The sequence below is a fragment of the Mycolicibacter engbaekii genome (genome assembly GCF_002101585.1).
GTDB classification, from domain to species: domain Bacteria; phylum Actinomycetota; class Actinomycetes; order Mycobacteriales; family Mycobacteriaceae; genus Mycobacterium; species Mycobacterium engbaekii.
This window is the reverse complement of the sequence record NZ_LQOT01000018.1, coordinates 26,594-47,399: the sequence shown is the minus strand read 5'-3', so window position 1 is coordinate 47,399 and position 20,806 is coordinate 26,594. Positions and strand designations below refer to the sequence as shown.

General features: G+C 68.9%; 24 protein-coding genes. 8 read left to right on the top strand and 16 right to left on the bottom strand.

Annotation, left to right across the window (positions count from 1 at the left end; genetic code table 11):
* Positions 1–100: 100 nt before the first annotated feature.
* The gene (locus AWC02_RS04655) at positions 101–850 is read right to left on the bottom strand and encodes a phosphoglyceromutase (protein ID WP_085127627.1); all 750 of its coding nucleotides are present in this window, start codon (positions 848–850) and stop codon (positions 101–103) included.
* A gap of 231 nt (positions 851–1,081) precedes the next feature.
* On the opposite strand from AWC02_RS04655, the gene AWC02_RS04650 reads away from it, so the two are divergent.
* A complete protein-coding gene (locus AWC02_RS04650; protein ID WP_085127626.1) occupies positions 1,082–2,485 on the top strand; it encodes a wax ester/triacylglycerol synthase family O-acyltransferase in 1,404 nt (467 codons plus the stop codon).
* Positions 2,486–2,488: 3 nt separating this feature from the next.
* On the opposite strand, the gene AWC02_RS04645 is transcribed toward AWC02_RS04650, so the two are convergent.
* From AWC02_RS04645 to AWC02_RS04635, 3 genes are read right to left on the bottom strand one after another with little or no spacing between them, the layout of a single operon-like run.
* Complete coding sequence (locus AWC02_RS04645; RefSeq protein WP_085127625.1) at positions 2,489–2,998, bottom strand: type III secretion system chaperone family protein; 510 nt, start codon at positions 2,996–2,998, stop codon at positions 2,489–2,491.
* On the bottom strand, positions 2,995–4,332 hold the full coding sequence (mshA, locus tag AWC02_RS04640) for a D-inositol-3-phosphate glycosyltransferase (RefSeq protein WP_237160320.1): 1,338 nt from the start codon (positions 4,330–4,332) through the stop codon (positions 2,995–2,997). The genes AWC02_RS04645 and mshA overlap by 4 nt, the downstream gene beginning before the upstream one ends.
* Positions 4,333–4,354: 22 nt before the next feature.
* A complete protein-coding gene (locus tag AWC02_RS04635) occupies positions 4,355–5,638 on the bottom strand; it encodes an ROK family protein (RefSeq protein WP_085127624.1) in 1,284 nt (427 codons plus the stop codon).
* A gap of 212 nt (positions 5,639–5,850) precedes the next feature.
* Here AWC02_RS04635 and AWC02_RS04630 point away from each other — a divergent pair, with 212 nt between their 5' ends.
* The gene (locus AWC02_RS04630) at positions 5,851–6,624 is read left to right on the top strand and encodes an SDR family oxidoreductase (RefSeq protein WP_085127623.1); all 774 of its coding nucleotides are present in this window, start codon (positions 5,851–5,853) and stop codon (positions 6,622–6,624) included.
* 95 nt (positions 6,625–6,719) lie between these two features.
* On the opposite strand, the gene AWC02_RS04625 is transcribed toward AWC02_RS04630, so the two are convergent.
* Positions 6,720–8,066, bottom strand: coding sequence for a L,D-transpeptidase (locus AWC02_RS04625; protein WP_109560872.1), 1,347 nt, complete (start codon positions 8,064–8,066; stop codon positions 6,720–6,722).
* 12 nt (positions 8,067–8,078) lie between these two features.
* Positions 8,079–9,146, bottom strand: a complete 1,068-nt coding sequence (locus AWC02_RS04620) for a UDP-N-acetylmuramate dehydrogenase (protein WP_085127621.1) — start codon at positions 9,144–9,146, stop codon at positions 8,079–8,081.
* A gap of 26 nt (positions 9,147–9,172) precedes the next feature.
* On the opposite strand from AWC02_RS04620, the gene AWC02_RS04615 reads away from it, so the two are divergent.
* The 4 genes from AWC02_RS04615 to AWC02_RS04600 are packed head-to-tail and all read left to right on the top strand — an operon-like array spanning position 9,173 to position 12,387.
* Positions 9,173–9,694: a DUF2505 domain-containing protein gene (locus AWC02_RS04615; protein WP_085127620.1), complete on the top strand. Its 522-nt coding sequence runs from the start codon at positions 9,173–9,175 to the stop codon at positions 9,692–9,694.
* A gap of 9 nt (positions 9,695–9,703) precedes the next feature.
* Positions 9,704–10,522, top strand: a complete 819-nt coding sequence (locus AWC02_RS04610) for a carbon-nitrogen hydrolase family protein (protein ID WP_085127619.1) — start codon at positions 9,704–9,706, stop codon at positions 10,520–10,522.
* Positions 10,519–11,604 carry an LmeA family phospholipid-binding protein gene (locus AWC02_RS04605; protein ID WP_336385666.1) on the top strand — a complete coding sequence of 362 codons (1,086 nt, stop codon included), beginning with the start codon at positions 10,519–10,521 and terminating at the stop codon, positions 11,602–11,604. Before AWC02_RS04610 ends, AWC02_RS04605 begins: the two co-directional genes overlap by 4 nt.
* Before the next feature lie 9 nt (positions 11,605–11,613).
* On the top strand, positions 11,614–12,387 hold the full coding sequence (locus AWC02_RS04600; RefSeq protein WP_085127617.1) for an LmeA family phospholipid-binding protein: 774 nt from the start codon (positions 11,614–11,616) through the stop codon (positions 12,385–12,387).
* Positions 12,388–12,424: 37 nt separating this feature from the next.
* On the opposite strand, the gene AWC02_RS04595 is transcribed toward AWC02_RS04600, so the two are convergent.
* The 5 genes from AWC02_RS04595 to AWC02_RS04575 are packed head-to-tail and all read right to left on the bottom strand — an operon-like array spanning position 12,425 to position 16,789.
* Entirely contained in the window at positions 12,425–12,853 is a 429-nt protein-coding gene (locus AWC02_RS04595; RefSeq protein ID WP_085127616.1) for a rhodanese-like domain-containing protein, read from the bottom strand.
* Between the two features lie 45 nt (positions 12,854–12,898).
* Positions 12,899–13,957: a 2Fe-2S iron-sulfur cluster-binding protein gene (locus AWC02_RS04590; RefSeq protein WP_085127615.1), complete on the bottom strand. Its 1,059-nt coding sequence runs from the start codon at positions 13,955–13,957 to the stop codon at positions 12,899–12,901.
* Positions 13,954–15,456, bottom strand: coding sequence for a ferritin family protein (locus AWC02_RS04585; protein WP_085127614.1), 1,503 nt, complete (start codon positions 15,454–15,456; stop codon positions 13,954–13,956). Before AWC02_RS04585 ends, AWC02_RS04590 begins: the two co-directional genes overlap by 4 nt.
* Complete coding sequence (locus AWC02_RS04580; protein WP_085127613.1) at positions 15,456–15,803, bottom strand: MmoB/DmpM family protein; 348 nt, start codon at positions 15,801–15,803, stop codon at positions 15,456–15,458. Before AWC02_RS04580 ends, AWC02_RS04585 begins: the two co-directional genes overlap by 1 nt.
* The gene (locus AWC02_RS04575) at positions 15,803–16,789 is read right to left on the bottom strand and encodes a ferritin family protein (RefSeq protein WP_165757844.1); all 987 of its coding nucleotides are present in this window, start codon (positions 16,787–16,789) and stop codon (positions 15,803–15,805) included. The genes AWC02_RS04580 and AWC02_RS04575 overlap by 1 nt, the downstream gene beginning before the upstream one ends.
* A gap of 135 nt (positions 16,790–16,924) precedes the next feature.
* Between AWC02_RS04575 and AWC02_RS04570 the strand changes: the two genes are divergently transcribed.
* Positions 16,925–17,617 (top strand): winged helix-turn-helix transcriptional regulator, encoded by a 693-nt coding sequence (locus tag AWC02_RS04570; protein WP_165757843.1) that lies wholly within the window; start codon positions 16,925–16,927, stop codon positions 17,615–17,617.
* 59 nt (positions 17,618–17,676) lie between these two features.
* Positions 17,677–18,267 (top strand): cysteine hydrolase family protein, encoded by a 591-nt coding sequence (locus AWC02_RS04565; RefSeq protein ID WP_085127610.1) that lies wholly within the window; start codon positions 17,677–17,679, stop codon positions 18,265–18,267.
* Positions 18,268–18,283: 16 nt separating this feature from the next.
* Here AWC02_RS04565 and deoC read toward each other — a convergent pair whose 3' ends face one another.
* The 5 genes from deoC to AWC02_RS04540 all read right to left on the bottom strand — a co-directional run bounded on the left by deoC (position 18,284) and on the right by AWC02_RS04540 (position 20,768).
* Positions 18,284–18,976 carry a deoxyribose-phosphate aldolase gene (gene deoC, locus AWC02_RS04560; protein ID WP_085127609.1) on the bottom strand — a complete coding sequence of 231 codons (693 nt, stop codon included), beginning with the start codon at positions 18,974–18,976 and terminating at the stop codon, positions 18,284–18,286.
* A complete protein-coding gene (locus AWC02_RS04555) occupies positions 18,976–19,308 on the bottom strand; it encodes a DUF2599 domain-containing protein (protein WP_419179201.1) in 333 nt (110 codons plus the stop codon). Before AWC02_RS04555 ends, deoC begins: the two co-directional genes overlap by 1 nt.
* Positions 19,309–19,381: 73 nt before the next feature.
* Positions 19,382–19,645: a DUF2516 family protein gene (locus AWC02_RS04550; protein ID WP_207567994.1), complete on the bottom strand. Its 264-nt coding sequence runs from the start codon at positions 19,643–19,645 to the stop codon at positions 19,382–19,384.
* A 61-nt stretch (positions 19,646–19,706) separates the two neighbouring features.
* On the bottom strand, positions 19,707–20,315 hold the full coding sequence (locus AWC02_RS04545; RefSeq protein WP_085127606.1) for a heparin-binding hemagglutinin: 609 nt from the start codon (positions 20,313–20,315) through the stop codon (positions 19,707–19,709).
* A 60-nt stretch (positions 20,316–20,375) separates the two neighbouring features.
* Positions 20,376–20,768 carry a helix-turn-helix domain-containing protein gene (locus tag AWC02_RS04540; protein ID WP_085127656.1) on the bottom strand — a complete coding sequence of 131 codons (393 nt, stop codon included), beginning with the start codon at positions 20,766–20,768 and terminating at the stop codon, positions 20,376–20,378.
* Positions 20,769–20,806 lie beyond the last annotated feature (38 nt).

Below are 20,806 nucleotides of genomic sequence, written 5' to 3'. Positions count from 1 at the left end.
GTTGACCGCTGTTCGACTCCGACGTGCGCGGAACGTGAATTCAACGCGAAGATTTCACCCGTTCTCCACCCCGTATTCACGCCGGACCGGCCCACGTCCGCTACTTGGCGCCCTGACTGGCCACCGCCGCGGCACCGGCGGCCGCCGCCTCGGGGTCCAGGTAGACACCGCCGGCGACCTTCGGCCGCAGGTCGGCGTCCAGGTCGTAGCGCAGCGGGATGCCGGTGGGGATGTTCAGGCCGACCACCGCCTCATCCGACATGCCGTCGAGGTACTTCACCAGCGCCCGCAAGGAGTTGCCGTGCGCGGCGATCAGCACCGTCTTGCCGCACCGCAGGTCCGGGATCACGACGTCGGTGAAATAGGGCAGGAAGCGGGCCACCACGTCGGCCAGGCATTCGGTCAGCGGCCCGCCGCCGATGTCGGCGTAGCGGGGGTCGGTGTCCTGGCTGTAGCGGCTGCCGGCCTCGATCGGTGGCGGCGGGGTGTCGTAGCTGCGCCGCCACGTCATGAACTGATCGTCGCCGTAGCGGGCCTTGGTGGCGGCCTTGTCCAGGCCCTGCAGCGCGCCGTAGTGGCGCTCGTTGAGCCGCCACGTGCGGTGCACCGGAATCCAGTGCCGGCCGGCGGCGTCCAACGCCAGGTTCGCGGTCGTGATCGCGCGTCGCAGCAGCGAGGTGTAGAGCACGTCCGGCAGCAGCTCGTGCTCGACCAGCAACTCACCGGCGCGAACCGCCTCAGCGCGGCCCTTGTCGGTCAGGTTGACGTCCATCCAGCCGGTGAACTGGTTGCTGGCGTTCCATTCGCTTTCCCCGTGGCGCAGCAGCACCAGAGTGGCAGTGTCAGACATGGGCGTCAGTGTCTCACGGCGGCCCCGCCGGACAAGCCGGGGCGGCGTCGGGCAACCCGCCGGTGACCTCGGCCCGACCGAGTCCGCGGCGGCCGGTTTGCCTGCCGTTGGCCCACCGCTGCTGAGGCCAATGGCCCTGCCGCAGCGCCGCCCGCGGCGATAGCGTCATGGGGCGGCCTTCGATTCCCGCGCCGGCCCGCAGCGCGACGGGCCGACGGGGCGAGGTGAGCCATGAACGGGATGCGCCTGCTCGACGCGGCGATGATCACCGGGGACGCGCTGCTGCACCCGATCAATATCGGCGCGGTGATGATTCTCGCCCCGCCACGAACCTCCGCCGAACGCTTCGCCGACCAGCTCTACCACCAGGCGTTGGCCCAACCGGTCGTCGTCGATCGGCTGTTCCGCCGCGTTCCGCACCGGAGCCCGGGCACCGGCGGTCTGTGGGTCTGGCGCGAGGAACGCGACCTCGACGTGCGGCGCCACCTCGTGCGACGCACCCTGCCGAACGGCAGCGGCAGCGCCGAGCTCTGGCAGCTGATCGGCACGCTGCACGCGCAGCGGCTGGATCGGTCGCGGCCGATGTGGACAGCGTTCCTGATCGACGGGCTCGCCGACGGCCGACTCGCCTTCTACCTCAAGGCCCAGCACGTCATGGTGGACGGGGTCGCGGGGATGCGGCTGATCGGCAGTGCCCTGAGCACCGATCCTGATCGGCGCGCAATGCCGCCGTTCTATGCCGAACGAGACCACCCGCCGGCAACCGCCGGTGCCCGATGGGACCTGTTGGCACCGCTGCGGCGGCTGGCCGGCCTGGCCGGCTCCGGCATCACCGCCTTGGCACGCATCCCCGAAAGCCAGGCGTGTGCAGCACTGGCGATGGTCACCGGCCGCGCCACCGTCCCGGCGGTGGGCGCTCCGTTCACACCGTTCAACCGGCGGCTGGGACCCAACCGCGGCGTCATCGCCGCCAGTTGGGCCAAGAGCCGGATCCGGGCGGTGCAGGAGATCACCGGCACCACGGCCCACGACGTCGCCACCGCGGTTGTCGGCGGGGCGCTGCGCGACTGGCTCAGCGATCACGGCGACCTGCCGAGGCGGTCGTTGGTTGCGTTCTGTCCCATCAGCGTTCGCGCCCACAACCCGGCGAACGACGGCGCCGGCAACCGCTTCGGCGCATGGCTGTGCCCGATGGGCACCGACCTCGCCGACCCGCTCGCACGTCTGCGACGGGTGCACCGGTCGATGGTCGGCGGAAAGCGCTACGTCGCCCGGTATGGCTCCGCGGGATCACTGTCGCTGGCTGCACCCAGCATCGCCTCGACAATCGGGCAGGCCCTCGCGCCAGCCGGCCCGCGGATCAGCACCGGATACAACCTTCCGGTGTCCAGCGTGCCCGGTCCGGGCGCTGAGATGTACTGGAACGGTGCACATGTCGAAGAAATCTATCCGGTGTCGGCGGTCTTCGACGGCCAGACGCTCAATGTCACGGTGTGCTCGTACGCCGATCGCATCGGGATCGGCTATGTCGCCGACAGCGATGTGATGCCCGACATCGCAACCATGGTCTCGCGAACCGGGCGCGCCCTACGCGAGTTGGAGTCGGCCGTCGGCGCCGAGCCGCCGCGCGGCTGACGGTCAGCTGCCCGGCTCGATCAAATGCTCGAACGCCCGCAGGTTCTTCAGGGACTGGCCGGTGGACACCCGCCACTCCCATTCCTTCTGGATCGAGGTGGCAAAGCCCAACTCCAGCAGGGTGTTGAAGTCGAAGTCGACGGCTTCGAGCACCTGCCCGAGCACCCGGTCGATCTCCTCGGCGGTCACCGAACTCAGCGACATCCGGCCGACCAGGTAGATGTCGCCGACGTTGTCCAGCGTGTAGGCCACCCCGTAGAGCCGCCGGTTGCGTTTGAGCAGGTACCGGTACACCCCCGCGTGATTCTCGTCGGGATTGCGGCAGACGAACGCCTCGACCCGCACCGAGTGCTCCCCCACGCTCAGGATGGTGTTGGTCTTGAGCTTGCGCTCGCCGGGCAGTTCCACAATCAGGCCCGGCAGCCCGCCGTGCGAGCCCGGGGTCGGGGTGTAGATCAGCTCCGCCGCCCGCAGGGTGGTCTCGACGAGCTCCTGGACCTCATCGCGGTTCACGCGCGCGCTCCCCGCCGCATCGGCCAGCGGCGGGCGCGTCGCGCCGAGGTGAGCACTCGCATCCGCGCACCCCGCGCGGATGCGAAGTCTTCGATGGCCTGGGAGTAGCTCGCCAGCTGGGCGTCTACGGTGCGCTCCCAGGAGAACTGCGCCGCGTGCTCGACCGCCTCCCGCCGCATCGCCCAGCCGCGGGGGCCGCTGCCCAGCCGCAGCAGCTCGTCGAGCGCTGCCGCCCAGGCATCGATGTCGTGCCCGTCGACCAGTCGGCCGGTGACGCCATCTCGGACCGCCACCGGCAAGCCACCCACTTTCGCGGCGACCACCGGGGTGCCGCACGCCTGCGCCTCCAGCGCCACGAGGCCGAAGGATTCCGAGTAACTGGGCACCGCCACCAGGTCGGCTGCCCGGAAGAGGTTCGCCAGATCCTCACGAGACTGCGGCGGTAGGAATGTCACCCGGTCACTGATACCCAGTTCGGCGGCCAGCCCAACCAGGCTGCCCGGTTCCGCCAGCCCGATGCTCCCCGAGGGGCCGCCGGCCACCACCGCCCGCATCCCGGGCAGCTTCGCGGCGGCCCGCAACAAGATGTCGGGCGCCTTGAGTGGCTGGATGCGTCCGACGAACGCCACAATCGGTTCGTCTGCCGGCAACCCCAGCGCCTGTCGTGCCGCCCGCCTGTCCCCGGGCCGGAACACCTCCAGATCCACCCCCGGGTGCGCCACGTCGATGCGGCGCGGGTCGGCGTCGTGTAACGCAACGAGTTGACGTGCTTCGTCTTCGGTGTTGACGATCAGCCGGTCCGCGGCGTCGACAACCTGCTGCTCACCGACCGCGCGCAGCGGTGGTTCGGGGGCGTCTCCGGCAGCCAGGGCGGCGTTCTTGACTCCGGCCAGGGTGTGCGCGGTGTGCACCAGCGGGACCGCCCAGCGGTCGGCGGCCAGCCAGCCCACCTGACCGGAGAGCCAGTAGTGCGAATGCACGACGTCGTAATAGCCGGCCTCGTGGGCGGCCTCGGCGCGCAGCACGCCGGCCGCGAACGCACACAGCTGGGTGGGCAGGTCGTTCTTGTCCAGGCCCTCGAACGGCCCGGCCACCACGTTGCGTACCAGCACCCCGGGAGCGACATGTTGCACCGGCGGATCGGCCGACGACGTGGCCCGGGTGAACACTTCGACGGCCACTCCGCGCCGCGCCAGATGCAGGGCGCTTTGCAGGACGTAGACGTTCATGCCGCCCGCATCGCCGGTGCCGGGCTGGGCCAGCGGCGAAGTGTGGACCGACAGCAGCGCTACCCGCTGCACATCGGATCTGACGCCTCCAACCCCGTACCCCACCCAGTCATCTTGACAGGTTCGGTCAGGCGGACACTTCGGGGACCACGCGGGCGACCGGTCCGCGGGAGCGGCGCATCGCGCCGACCGGATCGGCGTAGAGCCCACCGAGGGCCACCGTGCCAGCACCGGCCTCCTGCACCCGGTTGCCGAACGCCGTCACCCGGATGCTGCGCGGCGGCAGCACCGATCGCTGCCGAAACGCCCGTTCCACCTCGGCCACACCCTCCGGGTACTCGGTGAATCCCTGTCCACCGACCACCAGATCATCGGGGTTGAGTACGTCGCGCAGCATCGCCACCGCTTCGCCCAGGACGCGGGCCCGCTCGGACAGCAGCGCCACTGCCCGCTCGTCGCCGCCGCGCGCCTCGCGCACCAGCGTCGTCACCGCCGCCGAGACGGCGCCGCTGCCTTCCGGCAGCAGCCGCAGCCGGCGAGCCGCAGCCAGCACCGCCTCGTCGCTGACGGTGGTTTCCAGATGTCCTGTTCCCCCGAGCAGCTCCGAGAAGGCCGGCAGGCCGGCGATGGTGCCGGGGCCGCTGGCCGGGCTGTGCACCCGGCCGCCGATCACCAGCGCGTAGCCGACCGTTTCCCGGGCGTAGACGTAGAGGCTGGTGGTGCTGTTCGCCGTGGGCCGCCGCACGCCGAAGAGCAGTTCCGCTCCGGCCATCGCGTCGACATGGGAGGCCACCGACACCGGCAGCCCCAGTTCCTCGGCCAGCACCGGTCCCACCGGCGCGGCGGTCCAGCCCAGCCGCGGGTGGTCGACGTGGCCGGTCGCGCCGTCGACCGCGCCACCGATCGCCACCCCCACCCACAGCGGGCGGCGCTTCTGCCAGCGGGTCAGGTACCGGCTGGCGCTGGCGGCCAGCGAGGCCAGTGCGCGCGCCGACCCGTTGTTGGGCGTCGGGGTCTCGACGACGTCGAGAGTCCGGCCGAGCAGGTCGGTGGCCACGATGCTGGTGGTCTTGGCCCCGATGTGCAGGCCCAGCGTGAGGAACGGCTCGTGGTTGACGACCACCGGCCGGCGCGGCCTTCCGATGGCACCGGAGGTGGCCAGGTCGGCGCGCTCCAGCAGCAGTCCGGCTTCCAGCAGGGCACTGACCTGCCGGTTGACCGTGGCGACGCTCAGCGAGGTGGCGCCGGCGATGGCCTCTCGGGCGACCGGGCCGTGCTGGCGCACCGCGGCGAAGACCTCAGCACCCGCGCTGTCGGCCAGCTGCAGGGCGGGGGCCAGCACCCGCGGATGAGAGCGGGTCCGCACGGGCCGGTGGCTGGGGAGGTGAGCGGTGAGAGCGGTAGTGCGCACGAGGGGGGTGTCCTTGTCTGAAAGAAAAGTCCGAATCTGGGCCGTTTACGCCTCCGACCTGGCGGACTCTCCCAAGGAGCGCTACTCGCAGCAGGTCAGGCGCAGCAACACGGGCGACAACACGCGCCGTGGGCGACCAGACAGACCGCTGTCAGAAAGCGGGCACTGCGAGACATAGCTGAGAATCTATCACGATCACTAAGGTTGGTGCGATGAAGACACTCCAAGGCGACCGGCGCATTGCCGTGGTGACCGGAGCCAGCTCGGGTATCGGCGAGGCAACCGCGAAAGTTCTTGCCGGACAGGGCTTTCACGTGGTCGTCGCCGCGCGGCGCGAGGAGCGGATCGCCGCGCTGGCCGAGGAGATCGGGGGCACCGCGGTAGTGACGGACGTCACTGACCCGGGCGCGGTGGCCGCCCTGGCCCAGACCTGCGAACACCTCTGCGATTCGCTGTCGGGGTCGATCAACGTGCTGATCAACAACGCCGGCGGCGCCAAAGGCCTGACTCCGGTGGAGCAGGCCGACCTCGAGCATTGGCGCTGGATGTGGGAGACCAATGTGCTGGGCACCCTGCACGTGACGCGAGCGCTGCTGCCCCGCCTCGTCGCCTCCGGCGACGGCCTGGTGGTCACCGTGACCTCCATCGCCGCCTTCGAGATCTACGACGGCGGCGCCGGCTACACCTCGGCCAAGCACGCCCAGAGCGCGCTGCACCGCACACTGCGCGGCGAGCTGCTGGGAAAACCGGTGCGGCTCACCGAAATCGCGCCCGGCATGGTGGACACCGAGTTCTCCTTGGTGCGCTTCGACGGCGATCGCGAGCGCGCCGACGCCGTCTATTCCGGTCTGACCCCGCTGACCGCCGCCGACATCGCCGAGGTGATCGGGTTCGTGGCTTCCCGGCCGCCGCACGTCGACCTCGACCAGATCGTCATCCGCCCGCGCGACCAGGCGTCGGCGACCCGGGCTAGCCGCCAGATCTGATGCGGCGGCCCAGCTTCGCCTCTCCTGCGTCGAGCCTCGCTAGCCGCCGGGTCTGATGCGGCGGCCCAGCTTCGCCTCTCCTGCGTCGAGCCTCGCTAGCCGCCGGGTGCCGGACTAGCGGCCCGCGTGGTCGTCGGGGTGCCCGACAGCGTCGGCGCGTCGGTCGGGGTGGCCGGCGCCCTGCTGGGCAGCGTCGGCCGGCCCGGCTCGGCGGCCGACAACGCCGACATCGAAACCCAGGTGTCCCAGTCCACGGCCCAGTCCCAGATATCCCCGTCGGCGTAAGACAGCTGGATCGAGCTGCCGGTCACCTCGACGGGGTCGCCGTAGACGGCGCTGTAGAAGTACTGCTCGGCATCCTCGGTCGACAGGTTGATACAGCCGTTGGTCACGTTGGTGTTGCCCTGGGCGCCCGCACTGGCCGGGTTGGCGTGGATGAACTCCCCGTTGTTGGAGATCCGAACCGCCCAGCGCTCATGGATGTTGTTGTAACCGGCGGCCGGATTGGACATGTAGAAGTCCGCGTACTTCTCGGTGACAACGTGGATGCCGTTACGGGTGATGTTGCGGGGCTTGTCGGCCTGGCCGTAGCTGCAGGGGAAATCCATGATCACGCCCTCGTCGCGGATCACCTGGATGCGGTGCGAGGAGACCTCGGCCCGCACCACCTGCCGCCGCCCGATCGAGAAGTCCAGGGACATGTCCTGCGCGCCGTAGGCGCCCTCGCCGAACGCGAGGCCGTACAGCTTGGCGCTGACATGGACGGTGGTTCCGGCCGGCAGGTAGTCGCGGCTGCGCCAGTGCACCCGGGCCCCCTGCACCTCGTCGGGCAGCCAGGCCCAACCGCCCTCCACCGGGGGCTCGGTGACGACGGTCAGGGCCCGCTCGACGGCTGCCTTGTCGGCAATCGGAGCGTCGAACTGCAAGATCACCGGTGCGGCCACTCCGACCGTCTGCCCATCGGCCAACTGAAAGCCCCCGTCGATGACGGTGGTGGGCGCAACGGTGGTGATACTGCCGTTGACCGGCACCGCCTTGCCGTCGTGGCCCACCACCGACCCGCTCCAGGTGTAGACGGAGTCATAGCCGAGTGGTTCGGTGATGCTGTAGCGGGTGCGTTCCCGGTTGAACGTTCCGGCCAGCACCTTCCCGGCCGGGCTGGTCAGCGTCACCCGCTGAAACCAGCCGTCGCGGACCGAGACGCCGACCTCGGCGGTGGGCAGCACGTCGGTCACCGCGCCGTCGTCCAGCGCGGGCTCGAAGGTCAGGGTCGGCTCCGCCGGCGGGGCGTTCTCGGCGTTCTTACCGGACCGGCTGGTGCATCCGGCCAGCGCGGCCGGCGCCAGCACCCCGGCAGCCAGCGCCGCCAATGCGTGTCGCCGGTTCAGGTCCACGGCATCCCAAGATACCGGCCCAGGGGCCTGACCACCTGCGATGCTGATTACACCCGGGACTTACAGCGCGCACCCCACAAGCACCGGCTCGGGGTGCAGCGTGATGCCGAACGCCGCATAAACCCCGTCGCGCACGGTGCGGGCCAGGCTCACGATGTCGGCGGAGGTGGCACTACCGCGGTTGGTCAGCGCCAGCGCATGCTTGCCGGACAGCCGTGCCGGCGCACCCGGGCCCGGGTAGCCCTTGCCGAAGCCGGACCGTTCCACCAGCCAGCCGGCCGCCAGTTTCACCCCACCCGAAGCGTCCCAGTGCGGTATCGGCCCCCCGAGGCGATCGGCCAGGCTGCGGTAGAAATCCCCGGACACCACGGGGTTGGTGAAAAACGAACCGACACTCCAGGTGTCGTGATCGTCGGCATCGAGCACCATGCCTTTCGCCGCGCGCAGCGCCAATACCGCGGCGCGCACCGCCGCCGGGTCTCGGGTCTCGCCGTCGGCGGCGTGCAGTGCGGCGGTCAGCTCGCCATAGCGCAGCGGCGCGCTGCGCCCGGCCGGATCCAGTTCGAACTCCACCTCCAGCACCACCGCTGCCCGATCCTCGGGGGAGCGTTTGAGCACGCTGGTGCGGTATCCGAGCTCCAACTCGCCGGCCGGCGTCCAGCGCACCTGGCCGGTGCGCCGATCCAGCAGCAGAACCCGGGTCAGGCGGTCGGCGACCTCCACCCCGTAGGCCCCCACGTTCTGCACCGGGGTGGCACCGGCCGAGCCCGGGATACCCGACAGGCACTCCAGCCCGCCCAGCTGAGCTGCCACCGCGCGCGCGACGACGTCGTCCCAGACCGCACCGGCTTGGGCTCGCAGCAGACTGCCCTCGACGGTGATGCCGGCGTTGGCCAGCAGGACAACGGTCAGGTCCGCCAGATCGTCGGCGATCAGCACGTTGGAGCCCCCCGCCAGCAGCAGCGGGCGGTCACCGGCGGCGTCGAGTTCGGTCAGCGTTGCGACGATCTGCTCGGTCTCGGTGCAGGTGATGACCCGGCGGGCGACCGGTCCCACCCGCAGGGTGGTCAACGGCGCCAGCGGCACCTGCTCGGCGACACGCGCGCCCGCGAACTCGGAACCGCCCACGGCCGGTAACGGTAGCGTGACCAGCTATGCCGCGTACATTCACGCTCTCCGAGCACTACCCGGCAAGCGTCGAGCAGGTGTATGCCGCATTCGCCGACGAGCGCTACTGGCGGGCCCGGCTGGCCGACTCGGGAGCCGACGTGGTGAAGCTGGAATCGATGCTCGTCGGCTCCGACGGCGGCGTCGAGATCGCCACCACGCAAAGCGTCCATCGGCACAAGTTGCCCGCGTTGGCGGCGCAGTTCCACCACGGCCACCTGGATGTGGCGCGGCGCGAGATCTGGCAGCCGGTGCGCGACGGCCGCACCCGCGCCCAGGTGACCGGCAAGATCCTCGGCGCCCCGGCGAAGCTGTCCGGCGACGCGAGCCTGGTGCCGGCCGCCGGCGGCAGCGAGTTGCGGCTGACTGCGACGGTGCAGGTCGACATCCCGCTGGTCGGCGGAAAGATCGAAGGTTTCATCGGCGGGCAGCTGGCCGAGTTGATGACCGCCGAGCAGCGGTTCACCGTGGCGTGGCTGCAGCAGGGCGGTGCTGCGCCGACGCCCTAGGGTGGAGCCATGCGGATTGCCTGTGCGCAGATACTCAGCGGCACCGATCCGGCCGCCAATCTGGCGCTGGTGAGCGACTACGCCGAGCGGGCGGCGGCGCAGGGGGCCTCGTTGGTGGTGTTCCCCGAGGCGGCCATGTGCCGGTTCGGGGTGCCGCTGGGCCCGGTTGCCGAACCGCTGGACGGACCGTGGGCGACGGCGGTTCGCGGTGTCGCCGCGCGGACCGGGATCACCATCGTGGCCGGGATGTTCACTCCCGCCGATGACGGCCGCGTGGCCAATACGCTGCTGGCCGTCGGCCCCGGAACAGATGCCCACTACGACAAGATCCACCTGTACGACGCTTTCGGTTTCACCGAATCGCGCACGGTTGCGCCGGGGTCCGAGCCGGTGGTGATCGAGGTCGACGGGGTGGGCGTGGGGCTGTCGACCTGCTACGACATCCGGTTTCCGGCGCTCTACACCGAGCTCGCCGACCGCGGCGCCCAGCTGATCGCGGTCTGCGCCTCCTGGGGCTCCGGGCCGGGGAAACTGTCCCAGTGGGAGCTGCTGGCCCGCGCCCGCGCGCTGGATTCGACCAGCTACGTGCTCGCGGTGGGGCAGGCCGACCCCGGCGTTCCGGCCGATCCCTCCGGCGCACCGACGGGTGTGGGACACAGCGTGGTCTCCTCGCCGTGGGGCGAAGTGGTGGCCGCGGCCGGCGCATCGCCGCAGCTCCTGGTCTGCGACGTCGACCTCGACGCGGTCGCCGCCGCCCGTCGCGCGCTGGCCGTGTTGGGCAATCGCGCCGACTTCGTTCACGTCGGTAAGGCAGAATCGCGCGGGTGAGCAACCCGTCCGGACCTCCCCAAGGCGAGTCACCCTGGGCTCGCCCCACCGGCCAGCCCGATCCGCACGGCAGCGCTCCCCAGCGCCCGCCGGAGCCCTCCGCGTCGCCCACCCGGCAGATGCCGGCGGGCACTCGCGAGGAACCCACCACCCAGATTCCCGCAGCGCCCCCACAAGCGCCCCCGCAGGGCGCAGCGCCACCACCGGCCGCAGCGCCCCCGCATGCCGCCGCAGCGCCCCCGCAGACCTCGCGGCCCCCGCAGGAGCCCGTTGCACCGTCCGCACAGCCGGCGGCCGCCGGCGAGGCGCCCACCACCGCGATCGAGACTGCGCCGCGGTCGGCGTCGATCCTGCGCGACCCGCTGGCGCTGGTCCTGATCCTGGTCACGGTGATCGCGCTGGCGCTGGCCGGGTTGATCGGCGCCGAGCTGATCGCCCGCCGCATCGGCGACAGCAAGGTGGCCAAGGCGACCGAATGCGTGGTGAACGACAAGGCCAGTGCCTCGTTTGGGGTGACGCCGCCGTTCCTGTGGCAGCACATCACCGGCAACTACACCAACATCTCCATCCGCACCGCCGGCAACCAGGTCAAAGACGCCAAACAGATGACGGCCGAGGTGAACATCTCCGACGTCGACCTGCACGGCACTGCCGACTCCAAGGGCACCATCGGTTCGCTGCAGGCCACGCTGACCTGGCCGGCTGCCGGCATCAAGGAGACGGTGCAGAACATGGTGCCGGTCCTGGGCAACCTGGTGTCGGACCTCAAGACCAACCCGCAGGACGGCACGGTCGAGCTCAAGGGCGCTTTCGGGCTGGCCAGCGTCGTGGTCAAACCCGAGGTCGTCGACGGGGGCCTGTCCCTGCGGGTGCAGAAGCTGACCGGGCTGGGCGCGCTGACCCTGCCCCGCGAGTCGCTGCAGCCCGAACTGGACCGGTTCGCCAAGGAGTTGACGAAGCGCTATCCGCTCGGGCTGCGCGCCGACGGCATCGAAGTCACCGACACCGGGGTGGTGGCGCGGTTCTCCACCCGTAACGCCTCCATCCCGCGGTCGGATGACCCCTGCTTCGCCAATCTGTAACCTGCAAAGATGAGCGCTCCCGGAACCTCCCATCGGTTTTCCGGCCTGCCGGCAGTCATGCTGGCGCTGACCGTGGTCCTCGCGGTGGCCCTGGTGGCGATGCTCGGCGGTGAGCTCTACGCCCGCCACCGCGCCAAGACTCTGGTCGCCGAGGCCGTCACATGCGAGACCCAGGACAGCGCCCACGTGTCCTTCGGGACCACTCCCCCGGTGCTGACGCAGTACTTCACCGACGCCTACAGCCACATCTCGGTGAAGACCGCGGGCAACCAGATCCGGCAGGCCAAGGGCATGCGACTGGCTTTGGACATCCGCGACGTGCGGTTGAACAAGGACACCAAGAGCTCCGGAACGCCGGACTCCAAAGGCACGATCGGCTCGGTCGACGGCACCATCACCTGGCCGGCTGAGGGCATCAAGGACTCGATCCAAGACGTTGTCCCGGTGATCGGCAGCATCGTCACCGGCAGCGTCACCGCCGATCCCGACGCCGGCACCGTGCAGCTCAAGGGCCTGCTCAACAAGGCGACGGTCAAGCCGCAGCTGGTGAACAACGGGCTGTCACTGCAGGTGACCGAGTTGGAGCTCCTCGGCCGTGATCTGGACCGCGACAGTGTGCAGCGCAACCTCGACGAGCTGACCGCGAAGGTGACCGACGACCTTCCGCTGGGCATCCACCTCGACACCGTCGGCGTCACCGACTCCGGGGTCGAGGTGACGTTCTCGACGCGCAACGCCACCATTCCGGCGTCCTCGTCGAGAGAGTGCTTCGCGTCGCTCTAAAGCGCACACCGCCGCCCGCGGCCAGGGTATCGGCGAATCAGACTGCGCCTCCGCTGATGACGGGCAGACCGGCGGCTTTCCAGGCCTGGAATCCACCTTCGACATCGGTGGCGTCGCTGAGGCCGATGCGCTGCAATGAAGCGGCCGACAGACTGGAGGCCAGGCCCAGGTTGCACAGGACGATGATCTTCTGGCCCGGCTCCGGCACCGGTGGGAGATCGGCCAGTTCCTCGGCCGTGAACAGCGGCCGGTGAGTTGGGTCCAGGAACGCTTCGACAGCGTTGCGCGGCACGTGGATCGCGCCGGGAATCGTGCCGTCGGCCTCCCGTTCCTCGCTGGTGCGTGTGTCGATGAACAACGCTCCATCGTTGAGTGCGGCGGCGGCCTCTTGCGGGGTGAGGCGCTCGAGTCCTTCCTGTGCCGCATAGACGATGTCAAGGGTGCGGCTGGTGGGGGTGTCGGTCATGGGGTCTCCTTGGTTCGGCGGCGCGGGATTTCGTCGTTGGGGAATTCAGGTCGATAGGCGGGCGGGGGTAACGGCTGGCCCGGCGGACGCGGTGAAACGATCCGCAGCGAGATAGCGGGACCGCAGTCCCGCTGCGCAGAGGGCGCCGGCAGTGCTGTCGACGAAGCGATCCGGCCCGCACAAGTAGGCCTCCATCCGCCGCAACTCGGTGGCGGTGCCGTGGTCAGCGAGCCATTCGATCACGCGGTCGGCACCCCGGCTACGGTCCTGCGGCAGCAGCGGGTGATAGGCGAAGTCGTTGTCGCTCTTGGCAAGAGCTGCGAATTCCTCGCCGAATACCAACTCCGCCGCACTGCGCGCGACATGGACGAGTTGAGCCGGTGGATGCCCTGGGGATTGCAGGAGGTCGTGGATCATCGGGCGGAGCGGCCCGATGCCGGCGCCGCTGCCGATGAAGAGTTTGGGCCGGTGGGAGGTGCGCAGCTGGAACGATCCGAACGGCCCGCGGATGCGCAGGCTGCCGCCAGGCCGAATCTCATCGAGGGCCGTGGTGAACGCGCCTCCCGGCACGGACCGGATGACGAATTGCAGTAGGGATGCATCAGCAGGCGAGGCAAGGGAATAGGCACGCCATCCGGTACGGTCCGGCAGTTCTATGTGGACGAACTGCCCGGGGCGCGGCGCCCACGGTGGCGGCGGCGCACTGAGCGTCAGAACGTTCAGATCGGGGCTGACAGCGGTCAGACTCTCGACGGTGACCTCCCTGTCCTGCAATGGAGCACCGACGAATTCCTCACCGGAGATCCCGCTGGCGCTGACGTCGACCACGGCGCTGTCACCGATCAGTCGCGACGAACACAGCAGCACCTGTCCCTGAGCTCGCGCTCGCTCATCGAGGGTGGTCAACGTGCCGGGGTCCTGCTCTAGGTCCCCGGCAACCACCTGGGCCGCGCACGTTCCGCAACCGCCGTGGTTGCAGCCGAACGGGACGTAGTTGCCGTTACGCAGAATGGCCTGCAGCAGCTTCTCGTCGGGCTGGACGGTCAGACTCACCCCGAAGGGCTCTACGGTCAGGATGCCCGGCTGCGACATGTCGACACTCACGACGCCAATGGATCGTGAACCGTGACCCCGATCGCGCGAATGTCGTCGATCGTCCACAGGCCCTCGGAGCGCAGATGTGGTTGGCCGACCAAGGTCCGCCCGTCAGATCGCAGGAAGCCCAGGTCTAGCACCACATCGGCGAGGTCCCAGCCATCGTACCGGCTCCAGAATGTCCCGAAGGAGGTGTAGGACACCGGATTCCATGAGAAGTTGATCTCGCATCCTTCGCTGCACAGGGCGTAGCGAGCGCCCTGGTATTCGATGATGCGAGTTTCCGGCGCCTCGAAGCGGGGGACGATGCAGGGCAGTTGGCACACCTGGCAGAACGGCGGCACGCCGGGCAGTTCTTGGAGCAACAGGCGTCCGTTGGCACGGTCAGACAGTGCTGCGTATGCCTCCCACAGCGGCTGGTAGACCGCCGACCAACCGGGGTAGTTCGCTTCGAACCACTCGAAGTCGGTCTCATCGAGCGGATCGGTCCGGAAGAAGTTCAACGGCCACAGCGCGGCCAGTCCGATGGCAACAGCGTGGTGTTGGGATTCGACGCCACGGGCGACGTCGGCCAAGCGCGCTGGCTCGCGTAGCCCGAACGGGCCGAATCGGCGGGAGAACGAGCCGATGAAGTCATCGACCACCCATTCCTCCCAGGCATCTCGGTAGGCCCATGGGCGGTGGCGGACATAGTATTCGGCCGCCACAGCGGTCGCGGTGTCTGCGCCCTGATGCTGGTGCCAGAATGCGCGGTCCAACGACCCCTGCACCAGGGGAATATTGTCCGGGACCTCAGCAACAGCACGAAGCGTGCCATGCCCGTTGGCCATGTGGCGCACTTCGTCGGACTGGATCGACAGGTAGGCCGCTGCATAGGCGTCATCGCCGTTGGCGGCGGCCACTTGCGGTAACGCGACGGTCAGGGGGTTGGTGTAAGCGGTCTCGAGGACAACGTTCAGCGCGATCACCGCGTCGATCGGGTCGTTGACGGAATTGGGCGCGAATGCGGCTCGCGCGACGGCACCGATGGGGTGGCGGGCGAGCGCCCGCGACCCGAACTGCAGGCCGTCGGTATCGGGGGCATGAGACAGGTAGTGCCGGCGCAACGCGCCGACGAGTTGAAGGTGCCGAGCCTCGTCGAGCGCCTGAGCGGCGTAGCCTTGCTGCAGTTCGGGATTGTTGATCGAGGAGATCAGTAATCCGGCACCCTTCATCGCCTGGTACTCCGCCTCGGCGGTGAGGGGCAACGCCAGCTTCAGCCCTTCGATCCACCGCGGCTCGATGGCCTCGGTGGTACGCAGCGATGCGGCGCTGTCCATGGCCCGCTGCACCCGGAGATCCTTCTCCACCTCCATGCGCGCATAGTCGCGGAACAGCAGCTTGAACGGGTCCCGGCCCCGCTCCGGGATGCGATAGCGGCTCGGGAAGACGGCGGCGGGCGGAGTGCGGGTGGAATCCCAGGTGTACTGCTTGATCAGATCGTGGGTGCGAGTAGTCGGCGCAGTCATCAGATACCTTCGTCGTTGTGGGAGCGATCGCTCAGCGCCTCTGCGCGCAACACCAGCCGTCCGGTGCCGGGACGCGCTCCGCGCTGCGGGTCGATCTCTCCGAAATAGCTTGCTAAAACGATCAAGACGTCTTCGATTTCGAGCGGGCGGCCGAATTCGGCGGACAGCTCGGCGAGATCGATGATGATCTCGTCGGGAGCGTCGGCTTTGAGGTACACACCCCGATCGGTGACGTTGACCGTCGGCTGGGTGCGCCGCAGGTACCGGGCGATGGCGTCGGTTTCCGGGCCTTTGATGAGGCTGGCGCCCACGCCACGCGCGGCCGGCCGTGCCGTTGTGCGCGCCATCACAAACCTCCCGTCACGGCGAGCTTCGTGGCCCACCGGTCGCCGACCTCGCGACGATAGGTGTGCACAACGTCTGCCCAGGCCTCGTTGAGATCGTCTGGTGCGGTTGCGAATTCCCCTAGATGCAGCAACAGCGCGGCGACCGCCTCGCTCGCGCGAGCCTCCCACCGATCGACCCAGTCGGTGAGTATCACCCGGTTGGCTGCACCGTATTCGGGGTCGGCGAGCAGGTGATCGATCAGCGCGAAGGTCCAGCGTCCGGCCCGGTCACGGTCCTGGAGCCATGTCGCGGTTGCCGCAATGGTGTAGGTATCTCCGTAACGGCGACCGCCCCGCTCTAGGTAGCCCAGCCGCAGAAACCGGCCCACCAGCGGTTCCAGGATGACGTTGACCGCGATCAGCGCCTCGACCCAATCGCTGGTGGCGAGCACCTGCTCGACTGCGGCACGGAACGGTTGCCAGCCTGCGCCTGCGGTCCACGCCTGCTCGACAGCGTTGAAAGTCACTTCCCCGGAGATGCTTTCGATGCCCGCACGCTGAGCTGCCGCGTGCTCGACATGACGCAGCGCGTCGGCGGCGCCGAAGACGAGTGCCAGCGTCACCGTGTCAGACAATGCCAAACGCTGAGCACGGCTGAGCACCCGGAAGTAGGACCGGTCGGCATACGGCAGTACTGCCGCGACACCGGCGATCCCCTCGCGCAACCAGTCGGGATCACCACCACCGGAACCGACCGCCTTCTCCAGCAACTCGAGCTGGTAGGCCAGCGCGGTCTCATTCTGGTGCGCCTCGGCTACCCAGTCGACGTAGATGGACCGGTTCGGGTCACGAAACCCATACCAATTCTGTGACCGCAGCGCAGTTGAATCCGGCGACAGTGGCGGCGATCCATCGGGAAAGTGCAGGGGCCACCCCTGCACGGCATCAGTCTCCGGCGAGATCTGTTGGAAGATCGTCAGATCCTCGTAGGCGGTTCCAAGCGTCATGTGACCTGTCTTCATGGCAGAAGTTGCTGTCTTGGACGCCAACCAAACCAGGAAGGCCGGCCCTGATCTAGGTTTAGAATCACTACTATTTTAGTTCTAAATATGAACCATATTTGGAGGTGTAGCGTCTCGGTCATGCCCGTAGTTCCTGCCGAATACTGTCCCGTATCGATCGGGGCGAGCGTGCTCGGTGATCGCTGGAGCCTGCTGATCGTCCGTGAAATCATGGTCGGCTCAAGCCAGTTCAGCGCAATCCTGCGGGGGTTGCCTGGATTGTCGCGTAGCCTGCTCGCTGCCCGCTTGCGGCACCTGGAGGGAGTCGGGGTGCTCACCCGGGTGCCCACAGGCACCGGCCGCACCCACGAATACCGGCTCACCGAAGCGGGTGAAGACCTCCACGAACTGATCTACGCGCTGGGGCGCTGGACGGTGCGCTGGTGGTTTCCTGAACCAGAGCCCGACCAGGTCGACAATGCCCTGCTGTTGTGGCGCATGCGCGCAGGAGTCACCTCTGCGCTGCCCGAAGGGCGCACCACCATCCAGTTCGACTTCACCGACGGCGAGGTGAGACGGGGCTGGATCGTAGCCACAAGCGCCGAAGTATCGGTCTGCCTTCACGATCCCCGTTTCCCGGTCGATCTCAGCGTGACCGGGAGCGGTCGACTGTGGCACCAGATCTGGTTCGGTCATCGTCAATTGGAAGACGCCATTGCCACTGGCGAGATCCTGGTAGAAGGCCCGGCCAAGCTCGCGCGAGCCCTCCCGAAGTGGTTCGCGCTGAGCCCGTTCTCATCCGATGTCCTGGCCACCAAGTCAGCCGCCGGATAGCCGAATCACCCTCACGACACACTCCGCAACATCGACCCGACTATTGGAGAAGAGAACCCATGACCGAGACCCTGCGCACGCTGACCGGATTACCCACCACGCCTTCGTCATTGGGCGAATCCGCTGTGGTGCTCATCGACTGCCAGAACACCTATACCCGCGGGGTGATGGAACTCGACGGCGTTCAGGATGCACTGCTCAGCACGGCAGCTCTGCTGGACCGGGCCCGTAGCGCGGGGATTCCCGTCATCCACATCCAGCACAACGCCGGCCCCGGGTCGCCCTATGACATCGACAGCGAGTCCGGTGCCATTGTCTCCACCGTGGCGCCGCGCGCCGGGGAGCCGGTGGTGGTGAAGGCCTATCCGAACTCCTTCGTCGGCACCGAGTTGAACGACCTGCTGCTCCAACGCGGCGCGACGAATCTGATCTTGGCCGGATTCATGACGCACATGTGCGTCAACTCCACGGCGCGTGGGGCTTTCAATCTGGGCTATGCGCCCACCGTGGTTGCCTCGGCCACCGCCACGCGGGCCCTGCCGAGCGGCGACGGCACCGTGTCAGCCGCCGCCATGCAGGCCGCGAGCCTGGCGGCGATGGCGGATCTTTTCGCCGTGGTGGTCCCCACCCCGGCTTCGATTCCCGACTGAGGGCCGGTGGGCGGGGCTAGCCCAACCCGTCGAGCACGGCGCGGGTGCCCGACAGCCCCAGCCGGGTCGCCCCGGCCTCCAGCATGGCCACCGCCTCGCCGGCCGTGCGGATCCCGCCGCTGGCCTTGACCCCCAGCCGGTCCCCGACCGTGTCGGCCATCAGCGACACCGCGTGCACCGATGCCCCGCCGCACGGATGAAAGCCGGTGGAGGTCTTCACGAAGTCGGCTCCGGCGTCTTCGGCGGCTCGGCAGGCGGCGACCAGCGTGGCGTCACCGGCGAGCTCCAGCAACGCGGCGGACTCCAGGATCACCTTGAGCACCGCGCCCGGCACCGCGGCCCGCACGGTCGCGATGTCGGTGCCCACCGCGGCGAAGTCACCTGCCAGTGCCGCACCGATGTCGATCACCATGTCGATCTCAGCGGCCCCGTCCGCCGCGGCCAGCACGGCCTCCTGGGCCTTGATCTCCGGCCGATGCTTGCCGGACGGGAAGCCCGCGACCGCAGCAATGGGGACACCGGCCGGGTTCGCCGCCGCTGCGACGGCCACCATCAGAGGCGACACGCAGACCGCGGCGACGCCGAGTTCGGCGGCTTCGGCGACCACGGCCACGACCTGGGCCGCGGTCGCCTCGGGTTTGAGCAGTGTGTGGTCGACCCGCTGCGCAACCTGGTCACGACCCCAGCGGCCGGCGGCTGTCGCGGACATCAGAAGACCTCCTCGGCGGCGCCGGGATTGCAGCCGGACTCCAGCATGGTGACCCAGTCGACGACGGGCCGCCACGGCTCCAGGTTCCAGCTGAGCTTGCCGGGTCGAGCGAACTCGGCATAGTTCCAGTGACAGAGGAATTGCTCGCGCATTCCGGGCCGATCGGCCTCCGGGGCGTGGTTGAGCACCTCGCGCCACGCCTGTTCGCCGGCCGCGGCGTCGAGGCGGATCGCCGCCGCCCGGGCCGAGGCGCTCGGATACACCCGCAGGCTCAGACCGTCGTCATAGCTGGCCCACTCGGCGCGGTCGACGTATCCGCCGATCTCTGCCATTGCCGGCGTGGCACAACACACCGCGACCGCGGCACCCGCCAGCGCAACTGAAAACACCGAACGCAGCATGGCGCTAGTGGGACTTGCCTTGCACCTCGAGGAGTCGGGGCCGCACGTCCACCAAATAGACCCCCGCCGCGCAGGCCGCGATGGCCATGCCCATCACCTGCAACAGCAGCGCCATCAGCCCGCACACCGCGAGGATCACCAGCCAGACCGGCTTGGTGAGTTTGTCGGCGGCGGTGTAGGCGTCGGAGCGTTGCAGCGCCGCGTGGACGAAGGCATACACCGATGTCGCGAAGACGGCGATCTGCAAAACGCCAAGGACGGTACCCACCAGGTTCGCAGCGATCACGCTGCAAGCCTAGGCGGGCACCGTCCCGGGCGTCGAACTGCGACTACTTCTGGGTGACCTTCTTGGCCGGGGCCTTCTTGGCGGCCGGAGCCTTCTTGGCAGCCGGAGCCTTCTTGGCGGGCGCCGGAGCCGCGGGCTTCTCGGCGGGGGCCGGCGCGGCCTCTTCCTTCTTGGGCAGCTCGATGCCGACCAGCTTGGCGGCACGCTCACCGACCTCGCGGGTCTGGGACGCGACGTTGCCCAGCACCTCCTGGGTCAGTTCGACGGCCTGGTCCACGTAGCCCTCCACCTGAGCGGAGGCGTCTTCCAGACCGGTCTGGCTGCGCAGCCGCGCCAGGGCCGCTTCACCGCGCGCCACCAGGTCGTTGTAGCGCTCGCTGGCAGCCTCCACGTAGCCCTCGGCGGCCTTGCGCAGCTCGTCGGCGGTGAAGCGCTCCCGCAACTCGGCGAACTGCTCGGGCAGCTCCTCCTGCAGCTTGGTCAGCCGCGCGCGCCGCTCCTCGACGCGGTTGCTGGCGTCCTCGCGGGCTTCGCCAGCCCGCTCGCGCAGGTTGACGACGAGGTCGTTCACGGTGGCCAGGGCCAGGTCAGCGGCGCCGAGCGCGGCGAGCAGCGGGGCCTTCAGTTCTTCGATGGTCGGGTTCTCAGCCATTTCGGGTTCCTTTCGGTGTGAAATCTTGCGTGGGCATTTCGTCAGGAGAACGCATGCGGATCAGTCAGGTGGCGTCTCCTCACCTTCGGCTTCGTTCTGCTGGACGAAGGAGCCGTAGATGTCGAGCAGAACTTGCTTCTGCCGTTCCGTGATCGCCGTATCGGCCACCACGGCGTCACGAACCTCGCTCTTCTCACTCGGCTCCAAGATTCCCGCCCGGACGTAGAGCACCTCGGCGGAGACCCTCAGGGCTTTGGCGATCTGATTGAGGACGTCAGCGGAGGGCTTGCGCAACCCTCGTTCGATCTGGCTCAGATACGGGTTGCTGACACCGGCCTTCTCGGCCAGCTGCCGCATGGACACCTGCGCGGCTTCGCGCTGGGTCCGGATGAAGCTGCCGATATCCGCCGCTGCCGTGGAAACCACTGCCGCGAGCTTGTCGTCCTGCGACACCGGTGACCCCTTTCGCGAGCTGATCATTGCTGACACGT